This window comes from Cryobacterium frigoriphilum (assembly GCF_004403305.1).
Classification (GTDB): Bacteria; Actinomycetota; Actinomycetes; order Actinomycetales; family Microbacteriaceae; genus Cryobacterium; species Cryobacterium frigoriphilum.
Genome location: NZ_SOHE01000005.1, coordinates 1 through 14,566 on the forward strand (window position 1 = coordinate 1; position 14,566 = coordinate 14,566).

The following is a 14,566-nucleotide window of genomic DNA, read 5'->3' on the forward strand; positions in this document are numbered from 1 at the left end:
GCCTGCGCCGTCGCCTGCGCCGTCGCCGGCCGTGACGGCGGCGGTCGCGCGGGCCGCGCGCGCCCGCCGCTACGGGTCCTGGTATGTCGCCGAGCATCGGTTTCGGGTGATGCGCTCGTACGCACAGACCGTGCTGTTCACCGCGATCGGCAGCCCGATCGTCTACCTGTACGCGATGGGTGTGGGACTCGCGAGCCTCGTCGACGGCAACCTCGGCGAAGACGCCGTCAACGGGGTCAGCTACCTCGCCTTTCTCGCCCCGGCACTGCTCGCGAGCAGCGCGATCTCGGTCGCCTCCGAGGAATTCACGTATCCGATCATGCTCGGATTCAAGTGGAATCCGGTCTTCTTCGGCATGAACGCCAGCTCGATCCAGCCCGGGCAGATCATCAACGGCATCGTCATCTCCGTCGCCGCCCGCATGCTCGTGACCTGCGCCATCTACTACGTCTTCATGCTGGTGTTCGGGGCGGTACCGGGCCCGCTCGGTTTTCTCGCCGTGTTCGTCGCGCTGCTCACCGGTCTGGCCTTCGGTGCCGTGCTGATGGGGTACACGGCGACCCTGACCGACGACACCGGCCAGCTCGCCATGGTGCAGCGCTTCGTTATCCTGCCGATGACGCTGTTCTCCGGCACCTTCTTTCCGCTCGACGTGCTGCCGGGTTACCTGCAGTGGATCGGCTGGATCTCCCCGCTGTGGCACGGCACCGAACTGTCGCGGGTCTTCGCGTACGGCATGACCGAGCCGATCTGGCTGAGCGTGGTTCACGTGGTCTATCTCGCCGTGCTGCTCGCGTTCGGCTGGATCTGGGCCCGCCGCCTGACGCTGCGCAGGCTGAACAAGTGAGCGCGCCACAGCCCCGGGGTCGGCGGATGACCCGGCCGAACCTCGCGCCGACGGGATGGGCGGCATCCGACGGCCCGCCGCGCGCGTTTGGCGGGCGCGGCGCTTTCGGTGCGCGCGGTGCACGCGGTGCGTCTGGTGCGCTCTATGCGGGCAATGCGCGCAGCGTGATGGCGCGCGGCTGGCGGGCGACCCGCAGCACCAACTGGCTCGTCGTCGTGAGCGGCTTCTTCGAGCCGATCTTCTACCTGCTCTCGATGGGCCTCGGGCTCGGAGCGCTGATCGGGCAGGTACAGACCGAGGACGGCCAGAGCGTGCCCTACGCGGCGTTCATCGCGCCGGCGCTGCTCGCCGTGGCGGCGATGAACGGAGCGATCTACGATTCCACCTGGAACGTGTTCTTCAAGATGCAGTTCGCCAAGCTCTACGAGGGCATGCTGTCGACCTCGCTCGGTCCGCTCGACGTCGCGCTCGGTGAAATCTCACTCGCCCTGCTGCGCGGGTTGCTGTATGCGACCGGGTTTCTGCTCGTGATGCAGGCGCTCGGGCTCAACCTGTCGTGGTGGGCGCTGCTGGCACTGCCGGCGGTGCTGCTCATCGCGTTCGGTTTCGCGAGTGTGGGCATGGCGGTCACGAGCTACATGAAGACGTTTCAGCAGATGGACTGGATCAACTTCGTGCTGCTGCCGATGTTTCTGTTCTCGGCCACGTTTTATCCGCTGAGCGTCTACCCGCAGGGCATTGCGTGGCTGATTCAGGCGCTGCCGCTCTGGCACGGGGTCGAACTTGTGCGGGGGCTGACGACCGGCATGGTCGACGTCGGCATGCTCTGGCACGTGCTCTACTACGCCGTGATGATCGTCGTCGGGCTCGTCTTCACGACCCGCCGGCTGCGCGCCCTGTTCCTCGACTAGCGCGGTCCGCACCCGCACGGCCGTTTACTCGTCGTGGCACTCATTCGGCCACGCGGCACTCAGTGGAACGAGTGCCGGCTCGCGCAACGAGTGCCGCGATACCCGCGGCCGATCCGTGGCGGCCGGAGGGAAGCATCCGCTCGCCCCCACCTCACGCGAAAGCGGGTGAATCGTCGTTCTGAGTTGCTCAGAACGACGATTCACCCGCTTTCGCGAGAGGGGTTCGGGCAGTGGATGCGCCGAGGCTAGCGGTGCAGGTCGAGGTCCTTGGTCTCGCGGCTGAGAATCAGCGCGATCAGGGTGATGACGGCCATGATCGAGAGGTACACGCCGACCCAGAACGGGCTGCCCTCGCCGAGGGTCCAGAGCCAGATCGCGATGAACGGCGCGACGGCCGCGCCGAGGATCGAGCTCATGTTGTAGGCGAACGCGGAGCCGGTGTAGCGCACGCTCGTCGGGAACAGCTCGGGCAGCAGGGCACCCATCGGGCCGAAGGTCATGCCCATGAGCGAGAACCCGAGAATCAGGAAGAACATCACGCCGAAGAAGCCGGCACCGAGCAGCGGCACGAAGAGCAGACCGAAGACGACGATAGCGACAGTCACGATGATGAGCGTCTTGCGGCGGCCGTGCTTGTCCGCCCAGGGGCCGGAGGCGAGGGTGAAGATTCCGAAGAACACCACGCCGAGGATCATCATGAGGATGAAGTTGTTGTAGCTGAATCCAAGGCCGGGCACCGGGGCATCCGTCGCCGCACGGCCGTAGCCGAGGGTGAAGGTCGTCATCAGATAGAACAGCACGTAGGTCGCGAGCATGATGAACGTACCGAGGATGAGTTCGCGCCAGTTGGACTTGAACACGGCGGCGAGCGGCAGCTTTTCGACGCGCTTGGTCTTGACGACCTTCGTGAAGGCCTCGCTCTCGACGAGGCGCAGACGCACCCAGAGGCCGACCATGACCATGACGGCGGAGAACAGGAACGGGATGCGCCAGGCCCACTCGAGGAAGGCCTCCGAGGGGCGAGTCGGGTCGGTCGACGGCAGTGCCAGGGCGAGGCCGAGGAACAGTCCGTTGGCGATGATGAAACCGAGCGGCGCGCCGACCTGCGGAAAGGTGCCGTACCAGGCGCGCTTGCCTGCGGGTGCGTTCTCGGTCGCGACGAGGGCCGCGCCGCTCCACTCGCCGCCGAGGGCGAAGCCCTGGGCGAGACGCAGGATGACGAGCATGAACGGTGCCCACCAGCCGATCATCTGGTACGTCGGCAGCAGGCCGATCAAAAACGTCGCGATACCCATCGTGAGTAGCGCGCCGACGAGGGTCGCCTTGCGGCCGTTGCGGTCACCGAAGTGGCCGAAGAACAGAGCGCCGATCGGGCGGGCGACCATCGCCGCACCGAACACGGCGAAGGAGGCCAGCAGCGCGGTCGTCTCGTTACCGGTCGGAAAGAACAGGTGCGGAAAGACGAGTACGGCCGCGGTCGCGTAGACGTAGAAGTCGTAGAACTCGATGGTGGTGCCGATGAGACTCGCCATGATGACGCGGCTCTTCGGGTTGACGGGGGCGGCGGGGGCTCCGGCGGCGCCGTGGGCTCCGGTCGGGGTGCCCGGCGTCGTCGCCGAGGTGGTGGGGGATGACATGGTCTAACAACTCCGTGAGTGCGCTGGTGCGGGCCACGGAATGCGAACGTCGATCAGACGGTGGAGGCTGGGGGTGTGGAACGCAGAAAATGGACGGCCCCTTGTGGAGGCCTTCCAGCACCTTACGCCCTCCCGTCCGCCGACGAGTGCGGACCGCCGTGCGCCGCATCCGCTGGCCTGTTCGGGGCGGGCGGGGGCACACTGGTTTCACACACTGGTTCCACACACTGGTTTCGAGCGGAGGAGGTTCAGGTGACGCACGACTACGACTTTCGCACCCAGTGGCGGGTGGCGGCCGCACCGGAGGAGGTCGCGACGATTCTCGGCGACGCGGCCGCCCTGCCGCGCTGGTGGCCGGCGGTGTACCTCGCCGTGCGGGTGCGCGCCGTGGGCGGTGAGACCGGACTCGGCCAGATCGTCGACCTGCACACCAAGGGATGGCTGCCCTACACGCTGCGCTGGACCCTGACGGTGACCGAGCCGGTCACCGTGGACGGTTTCGCGCTGCGCGCACAGGGCGACCTCAACGGTGAAGGCCGCTGGGTGTTCACAGCGGATGGCCCCGAAACCATCGTCGATTATCATTGGCAGGTCAGTGCCGCCAAACCGCTGCTGCGCCGCCTGAGCTGGCTGCTGCGGCCGGCCTTTGAGGCCAACCATCGCTGGGCCATGCGCCTCGGCGAACAGAGCCTGCGGCTCGAACTTCGACTGCGGCGGGCCGTCACCGAGCAGCAGCGGCGCCGCATCCCGGCGCCGCCCGGCCCCACCTTTCGCGGCGCACCCCGCCACCCCCGCGGGTGACAATCCGCGAGTCAGCAGTTGCGGCGGGGCGACGGATGCGGCGGGGCGGGGTTAGCGCCAGAGCACCGCGATCACGATGTTGGCCACGGTGAGGGCACCGATCGACCAGAGCGCCCAGGACGGCACCGACGTCTTCTTGCGGAAGTAGATGACGAGCGCCGTGATGACGATCAGCACGAGCAGCTTGACGCCGATCTTCGTGTTGTCGATGTCGCCGAGCGCCGCCATCTGAATCACGCCGACCAGCGCGATGCCGGTCACGAGCTGGGTGAGTGCGCCGTGGAACATCGAGGTGACGATCGTGCCCTTGCCCGCGGCGATCGCCTTCGTCTGCACGAGAAACCCGCCCAGCAGCGAAGCGAGGCCGATGAAGTGCAGAATCAGAAGAATGTGACGTAGAAGTTCCATGCGACCAGCATATTGGCCGCGGGTAACGCCTCGGCACCGGTTTCGGCGCTGGTCGGCTCTGGTGGTGTTGCTCAGTGGCCGTTAGTGCTCCGCGAGGGCGAGCAGCACGCGGGCGGTCGCGAGCGCCGCGCTTGCCGCTTCGGCGCCCTTGTCTTCTTTCGAGCCGGGCAGGCCGGCCCGGTCGAGGCCCTGCTGTTCGGTGTCGAGGGTCAGCACTCCGAAACCGACCGGCTTGCCGGCGTCGAGGGCAACGCGGGTGAGGCCATCCGTCGCCGCGCTCGAGACGTACTCGAAGTGGGGGGTGCCGCCGCGAATGATGACACCGAGCGCGACGACGGCATCGGCACCGTTCTCGAGGGCGACCTTGCAGGCCACCGGCAGTTCGAAGCTGCCCGGCACCCGCACGAGTGAATAGGTGGCACCGGAGGCCTCGAGCACCCGGGTGGCCCCAGCAATCAGTCCGTCGGTGATCACGTCGTGCCACTGACCGGCGACAATGACGACGGAGAGTCCGGTTCCGTCCACCTCAATTTCGGGTACGCCTTCGACGCTCATACGGTCTGTCCCTTCACGATGTCTGCGGCGGCGAGGTGGTGACCCATGCGGTCACGCTTGGCTGCCAGGTAGCCCTCATTATGGCTGCCGACTCCGACAATCAGCGGCACCCGTTCGACGACGCTCACGCCGCGGGCCTCGAGCTGGCGAACCTTTTCGGGGTTGTTGGTGAGCAGTCGCACCTCGGACAGGCCGAGGTCTTCGAGAATGCTCGTGGCCGCACTGTAATCGCGGTTGTCGCCCGGCAGGCCGAGCGCGAGGTTCGCGTCGAGGGTGTCGAGGCCGTCTTCCTGCAGCGAATATGCCCGCAGCTTGTTGATGAGCCCGATGCCGCGGCCTTCCTGGCCGCGCAGGTAGACGACCACGCCGCCCTCGGCCTGGATCGCCTCGAGCGAGGCGTCGAGCTGCGGGCCGCACTCGCACTTGAGCGAACCGAAGACCTCGCCGGTGAGGCACTCGGAGTGCACGCGCACGAGGGCGCCGTTCACCGGGTCGCCGGAGACCAGCGCGACGTGGTCGGCGCCGGTCATGCGGTCCCGGTAGGCGCGCACCTGAAAGCTGCCGTGCCGGGTCGGCACGGTGGTTTCGACCTCGAAGTCGACCCGCGGGCTCTCTCGAATCGGGCTGATCGAGGGCAGCGGGGCGTCGCCATGAAACTCGTTCAGGTACACGATGAGGTCGGCGATGGTGATCACGTCAAGGCCTTCGCGCTCGCCGAGTTCGAGCAGGCCGGGCAGGCGCATCATTTCGCCGTCGTCGGCGACGATCTCGCAGATCGCGGCGACGGGCACGAGGCCGGCGAGCTTCATCAGATCGACGGCCGCTTCGGTGTGGCCGCTGCGCTCGCGCACGCCGCCGTCGCGGGCGCGCAGCGGCAGGATGTGGCCGGGCCGGTGCAGGCTCGACGGAACGGACGACGGGTTCGCGAGCACTCGCAGCGTGTGGGCGCGGTCGGCGGCGCTGATGCCGGTCGAGAGCCGATCGGCGGCGTCGACGCTCACCGTGTAGTTGGTGCCGAGCGGGTCTTCGTTATCGAGCACCATCACCGGCAGGTCGAGCTGGTCGGCGATGTCATTGGTCATCGGGGCGCAGACGAAGCCGGAGGAGACCCGGATCGTCCAGGCGAGCCATTCCTGAGTGGCGAGCTGGGCGCTGAGGATCACATCGCCCTCGTTTTCGCGGCCCTCGTCGTCGGCGACGATGACCGGTCGGCCCAGCCGCAGCGACTCGAGCGCGGTGGGGATGTCGGTGAGGCTCATGATGCACTCCTAGGTGTTGCGGGGATGGTGGGGGCGGTAGGGACAGCGGGGACAGCGGCGAGGGCGAGCATCCGCTCCACGTGGCGGGCGAGAATATCGGTCTCGATGTTGACGTGGTCGCCGACCGTTCGGGCTCCGAGGGTCGTCGCCGTGAGGGTCTCGGGGATCAGCGACACCTCGAACCACTGGGCGGGGGCATCCGCGGCGCTGATGTTGCTCACGGTGAGCGAGACGCCGTCGATCGCGATGGACCCCTTGCCGACCACGAGCGGGGCGAGCGCGGCGCTGAGGCTGAAGCGCAGCACCCGCCACGCCTCGCCCGGCGTCACGCTCAGCACCTCACTGGTGCCGTCGATGTGGCCCTGCACGATGTGCCCGCCGAGGCGGTCGCCGACGAGTGCGGCGCGTTCCAGATTGACGGGGGAGCCGGCGACGGCGCCCGAGAGCGTCGACATCGACAGCGTCTGGGCCATGACATCGGCCGTGAAGGTCGTGTCGGTGCGTTCGACGACGGTCAGGCAGACGCCGTTGACGGCGATCGAGTCGCCGTGGCCGACGCCGTCGACGACGAGCGGGCCGCGTACGGTCAGCCGGGCGGCATCGGGAGTTGAGTCGACGCGTTCGATGCGGCCGAGCTCTTCAATGATTCCGGTGAACATTCAGGCGCCTTTCGTGGTGCTGGTGGTGGCAACGATGCGGGGTCTGGCGACGATGAGTACATCGTCGCCGAGCCGTTCGAGATGGTCGATGGTGAGGCGGCGCTGCCCGCTGATGGTGTCGACGCCGATGTCGCCGAGCGCGAGGCGCGGCCCGCCGAGCAGCGTCGGCGCGAGGTAGACGAGGTACTCGTCGACGAGTCCGGCGGCGACGAAGGCGCTCGCGAGCGTGGGGCCGCCCTCAACGAAGGCGCTCCGGATGCCCCGGGTTGCCAGATCCGCGAGGACCGCGGCCAGGTCGTCGGTCGCGTAAAAGAGTGCGGGCTGCGGATGCCGGCGTACCGCGGCCGCGTCGGGGGTCGCCCGACGCCCCACGACGACGGGGATCGGCTGCGCGGGCAGCAGGTCACCGGCCGCGTCACGCGCAGTGAGCGACGGGTCGTCGGCGAGGACGGTGCCGGTGCCGACCACGATGGCGTCGGCGGCGCCGCGGCGGCGGTGCACGTCGAGGCGGGCGGGGCCACCGGTGATCCACTGGCTGCTGCCGTCGCGTGCGGCCGCGCGGCCGTCGAGGCTCGCGGCCCATTTCACCGTCACGAAGGGGCGGCCGAGACGCGCGGCGACGAGCCAGTCGCCGAGAAAATCGGTGCTCTCTCGGGCCAACAGTCCGCCCTGCACGGTGATGCCGGCGGCGCGCAGGGTCTCGGCACCGCCCGAGGAATGGCTGCCGGGGTCGGCGACGGCATAGACGACGCGGGCGATGCCGGCCGCGATCAGGGCCTCGGCGCACGGCCCGGTGCGACCGGTGTGGTTGCAGGGCTCGAGGGTGACGACGGCGGTTGCGCCGCGGGCGGCGCCCGGCCCGAGCCGCGCGACGAGGTTGCTGAGCGCGTCGACCTCGGCGTGCGGGGTGCCGGAGCCGCGGTGCCAGCCCTCGGCGAGAACGATCGGCTCAGCATTCGCGCTGTTGGGTCCGCTCGCGGTGTTGGGTCCGCTCGTGGTGTTGGGTCCACTCAGAATGACGCAGCCGACGCGGGGGTTCACCCCGGTGGCCGGGCCGTTCGCGGCGAGCATGAGCGCACGGCGCATGGCGGTTTCGAGAACGGCGTCGGGCGCGGCCTCTGGCGCTGGTGCGGCAACTGGGGCCATCTGCTCTCATCCCGTCTCGGTTCGTCGGTTGACGAACTCCGGGGGATTTTCGGGTTCAGAACTGCCGAACCCGTCGGTTGACCCACTTCGGCCAATCGACTCGTGCGCCTCTCATCCGGACTTTAACCGTCGGTGCTGGAATTTCACCAGCTCAACCGGCCGGTGAGCGCCCCAGATTCGGGATTCTCACGCAGCGCGGGTCGCGGACTTTCACCGCCGGTTCGGATTCTCACCGACCCCGGAGCACGTTCTCTTACTCTGTTATAACGCAACAACCTGTGTCTGGAGTAATTCCCGTGCACATCCGTTCAGCGATATCGGTCGAGGCCCACCCGGTCGAGCGACCGGTCAGGCGGTCGGTGAGTTGAGAAGCGCTCGGGCCGTGCCCTCGTCGAGGAACAGGTCGGTGATGAGGTCCGCGTGCAGCGCGCCCCGCAGGCTCGCGAGCTTCGCCGTGCCCGAGACCACGCAAATGCGTCGCGGGGTGCTGCGCAGCACCGCGAATTCGGGCCCGGAGCTGCGTTCGTTCAGGGCGATGCCGTCGGTCGAGCCGTCCGCACGAAAAAATACGGTCGCCACATCGCCGACCACGCCGGCGTCGCTGAGCGAGGCGTAGTCGGCCTCGTCGAGGTAGCCGCCGGCATACACGTGACTGGTGACCTCGCTGAAGGGGGATCCGAGGCCGAACAGGGCAACGCTCATCCGCCCCTGAATCTCGAGCAGCCGGCTGACGCTGCGCTCGCGCCACAGGGCCTGTTTGGTGGCGGGGTCGTCGAAGAATGCCGGCACCGGAAACTGCTGCACGTGCGCGCCGAACGCGGTACCGAAGCGGCCGAGAATCTCGCTCGCGTAGGCCAGGCCGGTGGTGCGCATGTTGCCGGCACCGTTGAGCTGCACGATCTGCGAGTTGTGGGTCGCCTTGAGTGTCACGTGCCGGCTGATCGCGTTCATCGTGGAGCCCCACGCCACCCCGAGGGTCATGTTCGAGTCGAAATACTGGCCGAGAATTCGTGCAACCGAGAGCGCGACGCGCTCCAATCGGTCGACGTCGCTCGCGTTGTCGGGCACCGGAACGACGTGCGCGGTGACGTGAAACCGGTCCAGGATCTCCTTCTCGAGTCGGCTCGGAGCGTCGAGCGGGGAGCGAATCTGAATGTCGACGAGGCCGCTCGCCCTGGCGTGGCTGAGCAGGCGAGACACCGAGGAGCGGGAGGTATGCAACTCGTGGGCGATGGCATCCATCGTCAGGTCCTGCATGTAATAGAGGTGCGCGGCGGTCAGGGCGTCGCGGGTACGGTCGCTCGGTGAGGCGTCGTCGTCGTGGCTCATGGTGCTCCTGCACGTATGTTCATTGACAGTGAAATTTTGTGTGGGCCTGTAAGGATGAATCTATTCACAACGGATGCCGCGGTGCAAGCCGAGCGGCCTTCCCGTTTTTCGTGACACAGACAAGGTGCGTGACCAGTGCAGCTCAACAACCCGTCCTCAGCAGCCAGCCAGAACCGCGACGCGATCACCAACCGCCCGAACGCGACCGTGCTCATCATCGGAGCCGGCATCAACGGCATCGCCACCTTCCGTGATCTGGCCCTGCAGGGCGTGGACGTTGCGATCGTGGACCGCGGAGACTTCGTCTCCGGGGCATCCGCTGCCTCGAGCCACATGATCCACGGCGGGGTGCGCTACCTCGAGAACGGCGAGTTTCGCCTCGTCAAGGAGTCGGTCACCGAGCGCAACGGGCTGCTGAAGATCGCGCCGCACTACGTCAAGCCGCTGCAGACGACCATTCCGATCTTCTCCACCTTCTCCGGGGTGATGGCCGCGCCGCTGCGGTTCCTCACGCACAAGCAGGGCACGAAGCACGTCGAGCGCGGCGCGATGCTGATCAAGCTCGGCATGATGATCTACGACTCCTTCTCGCGCGACGGCGGCACCGTGCCCCGCCACGAGTTCAAGGGCCGCAAGCAGGCGCTCGCCGCCCTGCCGCAGCTGAACCCGACGCTCAAGTACACGGCCACCTACTACGACGCCGCGATGCACGACCCGGAGCGCCTCGCCCTCGACGTGCTGCGCGACGGCCTCGACGCCGGCAGCCATGCCCGCGCCGCCAACTACGTCGAAGCCGTCGGCATGGACGAGAACGGTGTGCGCCTGCGCGATACCGTCACCGGCGCCGAATTCAGCTTCGCCGCCGACGTCGTCGTCAACACCTCCGGGCCCTGGACCGACCTCACCAACCAGGCCCTCGGCCAGGGCAGCACCTTCATGGGCGGCACCAAGGGCTCGCACGTGGTGCTCGACAATCCGGAACTGCTCGCCGCGACCGGCGGCCGCGAGATCTTCTTCGAGCACGAAGACGGCCGCATCGTGCTGATCTACCCGCTCAAGGGTCGGGTCCTGGTCGGCACCACCGACCTCGAGCACGACATGAACGACCCGATTCGGGTGACCGAGCCCGAGATCGACTACTTCTTCGATCTGGTCAAGACGGTCTTCCCGACCATCGCGGTCGACCGCTCGCAGATCGTCTACCGCTTCTCGGGTGTGCGCCCGCTGCCGCGCCACGACGACGAGGCCCCGGGCTTCGTCAGCCGCGACTACCGCATCGAGCAGGCGCCGCTCGAGAAGCGTGCCGGCACCCTGCTGAGCCTCGTCGGCGGCAAGTGGACCACGTTCCGTGCGCTGGCCGAGAACCTCAGCAGCCAGATTCTCGACCTGGTCGGCGCCGAGCGCACCGTCTCCACCGAGGGTCTCGCCATCGGCGGCGGCAAGGGCTTCCCCGCGACGGATGCCGCCCACCTCGTCTGGGTCACGGCCCACGGCGACGAGGTCGGTCGCGATCGCGCGAGCGCGCTGCTCGCCCGCTACGGCACCCGCGCCGAGCTCGTGATCGACTTCATGACCGACCAGACGGCCGTTGGTGCGGCGGATGCCCCGCTCGTGCACGCGCCGAGCTACAGCCGCCGCGAGATCGAGTACCTGGCCGCGACGGAGTCGGTCGTTCGCCTGATCGACGTGCTGCTGCGCCGCACCTCGATCGCGTTCGTGGGCGGCGCGAGCACCGAACTCATCGAAGAACTCGCCGACGTCGTCGCCCCGGTACTCGGCTGGGATGCGGCTCGCCGCGCCTCAGAGGTCGACAATGCCCGCGGAATCCTCGCGGACGTGCACGGCATCGCGCTCAGCCCCGCTCCGGTCTCGGTCGACGCGTAGTCGGCCCTCGGGGTCGGCTCGCCTGGTTTCGACCGGTCGCAGGCTCCCGGCTCAACCAGCGGATCCGCTGGTTGAGCGGCCCGCGCGCTGTATGCGGGCCAGTCGAAACCGGGCGAGCCGATCTGCGGGGCTGCGCGCGCAGGCCGCCGGATTGAGCCTGTCGAAATCTCAACCAGCGGTATTCCCTCCGCTGGGTTTCGACCGGCGCGCTGCGCGCGCAGGCTCAACCAGCGCCCTCCGCTGGTTGAGCGGCCCGCGCGCTTTATGCGGGCCAGTCGAAACCGGGCGAGCCGATCTGCGGGGCTGCGCGCATAGGCCGCCGGATTGAGCCTGCCGAAATCTCAACCAGCGGTATTCCCGTCCGCTGGTTGAGTAGCGAGGAACGAGCGTATCGAAACCCGGTGAGCCGGCCTGCAGAGCCGCGCGGCGGGCTGCTGTCGCAAAACGATCTGCACGAACGTGCAGCCGTTTCGCCTCAATCAGGCTTTTCTCCCAGCTACGGTTTTAACACCAAGCGGTTTCACAGTTTCGTGAAGCCGTGCTTTTTTGCACTCCCCTCTGAAAGGTCAATGTGGACAATCTCGGTGCAGTATTTCTGGCGGAGGTCGTGGGAACGGCCGTACTCGTCCTGCTCGGCTGTGGCGTCGTCGCCAACGTCGCCCTCACCAAGACGAAGGGCTCCGGGGGAGGGTTCCTCATGGTCACCTTTGGCTGGGGTCTCGCCGTGTACGCCGGTGTCATCGTTTCTTCCAACTCGGGCGCCCACCTCAACCCGGCCGTCACGATCGGGCTCATCACGAGCGGCGCGACCGAATTCGGGTCCGGCGTTCCGGTCACCGTCGTCACGACCCTCGCCTACATCGCCGCGCAGATGCTCGGAGCGATCATCGGGGCATCCGCTGTCTGGCTGGCCTACAAGCAGCACTTCGATCAGGAACCCGAAGCCGCCAACAAGCTCGGCGTCTTCTCGACGGGACCTGCCATTCGCAGCTACGGCTGGAACCTCGTCACCGAGGTCATCGGCACCTTCGTGCTTGTCTTCGTCATTATCGGCTTCGGCCGCGCCGGCGAGGCCGGCGGCCTCGCGGCCCTCGGCGCCCTGCCGGTGGCCCTGCTCGTCATCGTGATCGGCACCTCGCTCGGTGGCCCGACCGGTTACGCCATCAACCCGGCCCGTGACCTCGGCCCGCGCATCGCGCACTTCTTCCTGCCGATCAAGGGCAAAGGCAGTTCCGACTGGGCCTACTCCTGGGTGCCCGTTCTCGGCCCGCTGATCGGTGGCGCCATCGCCGGATTCGCCGCTCCCGTGCTCATGCCCATCCTGGGCTAAGCCTGCCGACGTATCCTGTCGGCCTGGCGGCATCCGCTCTTCAGCACGTTCTGCACGTCTCGCACATCTCCACCGCAGCACCCCATCGCAACAAAGGAGTTCTCAATGGCTAAGTACGTTCTCGCGATCGACCAGGGCACGACCAGCACCCGGGCGATCATTTTCGACAAGGCCGGATCGATCATCTCGACCGGCCAGCTCGAGCACGAGCAGATTCTGCCGCGCGCCGGCTGGGTCGAGCACGACCCGCGTGAAATCTGGAACAACACCCGTGAGGCCATCGGCCAGGCGCTCGCGAAAGCGGATGTCACCCGGCACGAGATCGAGGCCGTCGGCATCACCAACCAGCGCGAAACCGCGGTCGTCTGGGACAAGAACACCGGCATCCCGGTCTACAACGCCATCGTCTGGCAGGACACCCGCACCCAGGCCATCGTCGACCGCCTCGCCGCCGACGGCGGCATCGAGCGCTTCAAGAAGACGGTCGGCCTGCCGCTCGCGACCTATTTCTCTGGCACCAAGATCGTCTGGATCCTCGAAAACGTGCCCGGCGCCCGTGAGAAAGCGGATGCCGGCGACCTGCTGTTCGGCACGACCGACAGCTGGGTGCTCTGGAACCTCACCGGCGGCATCGACGGCGGCGTGCACGCGACCGACGTCACCAACGCGAGCCGGACCATGTTCATGGACCTCAAGACCCTGCAGTGGGACGACGAGATCCTCGCCGCATTCGACGTGCCCCGCTCGATGCTGCCCGAGATCAAGTCCTCCTCCGAGGTCTACGGCATCATCAGCACGCACAGCCTGCTGCGCGAAACCCCCGTCGCCGGAATCCTCGGCGACCAGCAGGCCGCGACCTTCGGCCAGGCCGCGTTCGACCAGGGCGAGGCGAAGAACACCTACGGCACCGGTAACTTCTTGATCTTCAACACCGGCACCGACATCGTCGAGTCCAAGAACGGCCTGCTGACCACCGTCGGCTACAAGCTCGGCGACGAGCCCACCCACTACGCCCTCGAAGGCTCGATCGCCGTCACCGGCTCGCTCGTGCAGTGGATGCGGGACCAGCTCGGCCTGATCACGAACGCCTCCGAGATCGAAACCCTCGCGAAGACGGTCGACGACAACGGCGGCGCCTACTTCGTGCCGGCGTTCTCGGGCCTGTACGCGCCGTACTGGCGCTCCGACGCCCGCGGTGCGCTCGTCGGCCTGACCCGTTACGTGAACAAGGGCCACATCGCCCGCGCCGCGCTCGAGGCCATCGCCTACCAGACCCGCGAGGTGCTCGACGCGGTCAACGCCGACTCCGGCGTGCCGCTGACCGAGCTCAAGGTCGACGGCGGCGCCACCGCCAACGACCTGCTCATGCAGTTCCAGGCCGACATCATCGGCGTGCCCGTGGTGCGCCCGGTCGTCGCCGAGACGACCGCGCTCGGCGCCGCCTACGCGGCCGGACTCGCGGTCGGCTTCTGGAGCGGCCTCGACGACCTGCGTGCCAACTGGCAGGAAGACGCCCGCTGGGAGCCGACCATGGACCCGGAGGAGGCCGCCCGACTGCTGCGCAACTGGAAGAAGGCCGTCACGAAGACCCTCGACTGGGTCGACGACGACGTGCGCTAGCCCCGCTGTTCCTCCTTTACCGCGAGTGAGCAGTTTTCGCACTTCCCGCGCATGGGAAGCGCGAAAACTGCCACTCGCGTTTTTTGCGTCCGACAGCCTCGGATGCCGCAACTTGGTCCGTTGCGTGGGCATCCGCCCCCCGCGTGCCCCCGCGTGCCCCCGCGTGCGCCGGCGGCGCCC

13 protein-coding genes and 1 riboswitch are annotated in these 14,566 nt (G+C 67.7%); of the genes, 6 read left to right on the forward strand and 7 right to left on the reverse strand.

The window, feature by feature from the left end:
- Nucleotides 1-31 precede the first annotated feature (31 nt).
- Together E3T55_RS00620 and E3T55_RS00625 are read left to right on the forward strand one after the other, a co-directional pair.
- Nucleotides 32-847 (forward strand): ABC transporter permease, encoded by an 816-nt coding sequence (locus E3T55_RS00620; RefSeq protein WP_241992762.1) that lies wholly within the window; start codon nt 32-34, stop codon nt 845-847.
- A 26-nt stretch (nt 848-873) separates the two neighbouring features.
- Complete coding sequence (locus E3T55_RS00625; RefSeq protein WP_134517650.1) at nt 874-1,758, forward strand: ABC transporter permease; 885 nt, start codon at nt 874-876, stop codon at nt 1,756-1,758.
- A 245-nt stretch (nt 1,759-2,003) separates the two neighbouring features.
- Here the strand turns inward: E3T55_RS00625 and E3T55_RS00630 are convergent, their stop codons facing one another.
- Nucleotides 2,004-3,395, reverse strand: coding sequence for an MFS transporter (locus E3T55_RS00630; protein WP_134517651.1), 1,392 nt, complete (start codon nt 3,393-3,395; stop codon nt 2,004-2,006).
- A 252-nt stretch (nt 3,396-3,647) separates the two neighbouring features.
- Between E3T55_RS00630 and E3T55_RS00635 the strand changes: the two genes are divergently transcribed.
- Nucleotides 3,648-4,196 carry an SRPBCC family protein gene (locus E3T55_RS00635; protein ID WP_134517652.1) on the forward strand — a complete coding sequence of 183 codons (549 nt, stop codon included), beginning with the start codon at nt 3,648-3,650 and terminating at the stop codon, nt 4,194-4,196.
- A gap of 51 nt (nt 4,197-4,247) precedes the next feature.
- Here E3T55_RS00635 and E3T55_RS00640 read toward each other — a convergent pair whose 3' ends face one another.
- The 6 genes from E3T55_RS00640 to E3T55_RS00665 form a co-directional block, all read right to left on the reverse strand.
- Entirely contained in the window at nt 4,248-4,604 is a 357-nt protein-coding gene (locus E3T55_RS00640; protein WP_134517653.1) for a hypothetical protein, read from the reverse strand.
- Nucleotides 4,605-4,685: 81 nt separating this feature from the next.
- On the reverse strand, nt 4,686-5,159 hold the full coding sequence (ribH, locus tag E3T55_RS00645) for a 6,7-dimethyl-8-ribityllumazine synthase (protein WP_134517654.1): 474 nt from the start codon (nt 5,157-5,159) through the stop codon (nt 4,686-4,688).
- Nucleotides 5,156-6,418 carry a GTP cyclohydrolase II gene (gene ribA, locus E3T55_RS00650; protein ID WP_134517655.1) on the reverse strand — a complete coding sequence of 421 codons (1,263 nt, stop codon included), beginning with the start codon at nt 6,416-6,418 and terminating at the stop codon, nt 5,156-5,158. The genes ribH and ribA overlap by 4 nt, the downstream gene beginning before the upstream one ends.
- Nucleotides 6,415-7,077 carry a riboflavin synthase gene (locus E3T55_RS00655; protein ID WP_134517656.1) on the reverse strand — a complete coding sequence of 221 codons (663 nt, stop codon included), beginning with the start codon at nt 7,075-7,077 and terminating at the stop codon, nt 6,415-6,417. Before E3T55_RS00655 ends, ribA begins: the two co-directional genes overlap by 4 nt.
- On the reverse strand, nt 7,078-8,223 hold the full coding sequence (gene ribD / locus E3T55_RS00660) for a bifunctional diaminohydroxyphosphoribosylaminopyrimidine deaminase/5-amino-6-(5-phosphoribosylamino)uracil reductase RibD (RefSeq protein WP_241992761.1): 1,146 nt from the start codon (nt 8,221-8,223) through the stop codon (nt 7,078-7,080).
- 99 nt (nt 8,224-8,322) lie between these two features.
- A riboswitch (FMN riboswitch) is annotated at nt 8,323-8,473 on the reverse strand.
- Between the two features lie 98 nt (nt 8,474-8,571).
- On the reverse strand, nt 8,572-9,552 hold the full coding sequence (locus tag E3T55_RS00665) for a sugar-binding transcriptional regulator (RefSeq protein WP_134517657.1): 981 nt from the start codon (nt 9,550-9,552) through the stop codon (nt 8,572-8,574).
- Nucleotides 9,553-9,687: 135 nt separating this feature from the next.
- Here E3T55_RS00665 and E3T55_RS00670 point away from each other — a divergent pair, with 135 nt between their 5' ends.
- The 3 genes from E3T55_RS00670 to glpK all read left to right on the forward strand — a co-directional run bounded on the left by E3T55_RS00670 (nt 9,688) and on the right by glpK (nt 14,386).
- Complete coding sequence (locus tag E3T55_RS00670) at nt 9,688-11,436, forward strand: glycerol-3-phosphate dehydrogenase/oxidase (RefSeq protein ID WP_134517658.1); 1,749 nt, start codon at nt 9,688-9,690, stop codon at nt 11,434-11,436.
- Between the two features lie 571 nt (nt 11,437-12,007).
- A complete protein-coding gene (locus E3T55_RS00675) occupies nt 12,008-12,766 on the forward strand; it encodes an MIP/aquaporin family protein (protein WP_134517659.1) in 759 nt (252 codons plus the stop codon).
- A gap of 105 nt (nt 12,767-12,871) precedes the next feature.
- Entirely contained in the window at nt 12,872-14,386 is a 1,515-nt protein-coding gene (gene glpK / locus E3T55_RS00680; protein WP_134517660.1) for a glycerol kinase GlpK, read from the forward strand.
- Nucleotides 14,387-14,566 lie beyond the last annotated feature (180 nt).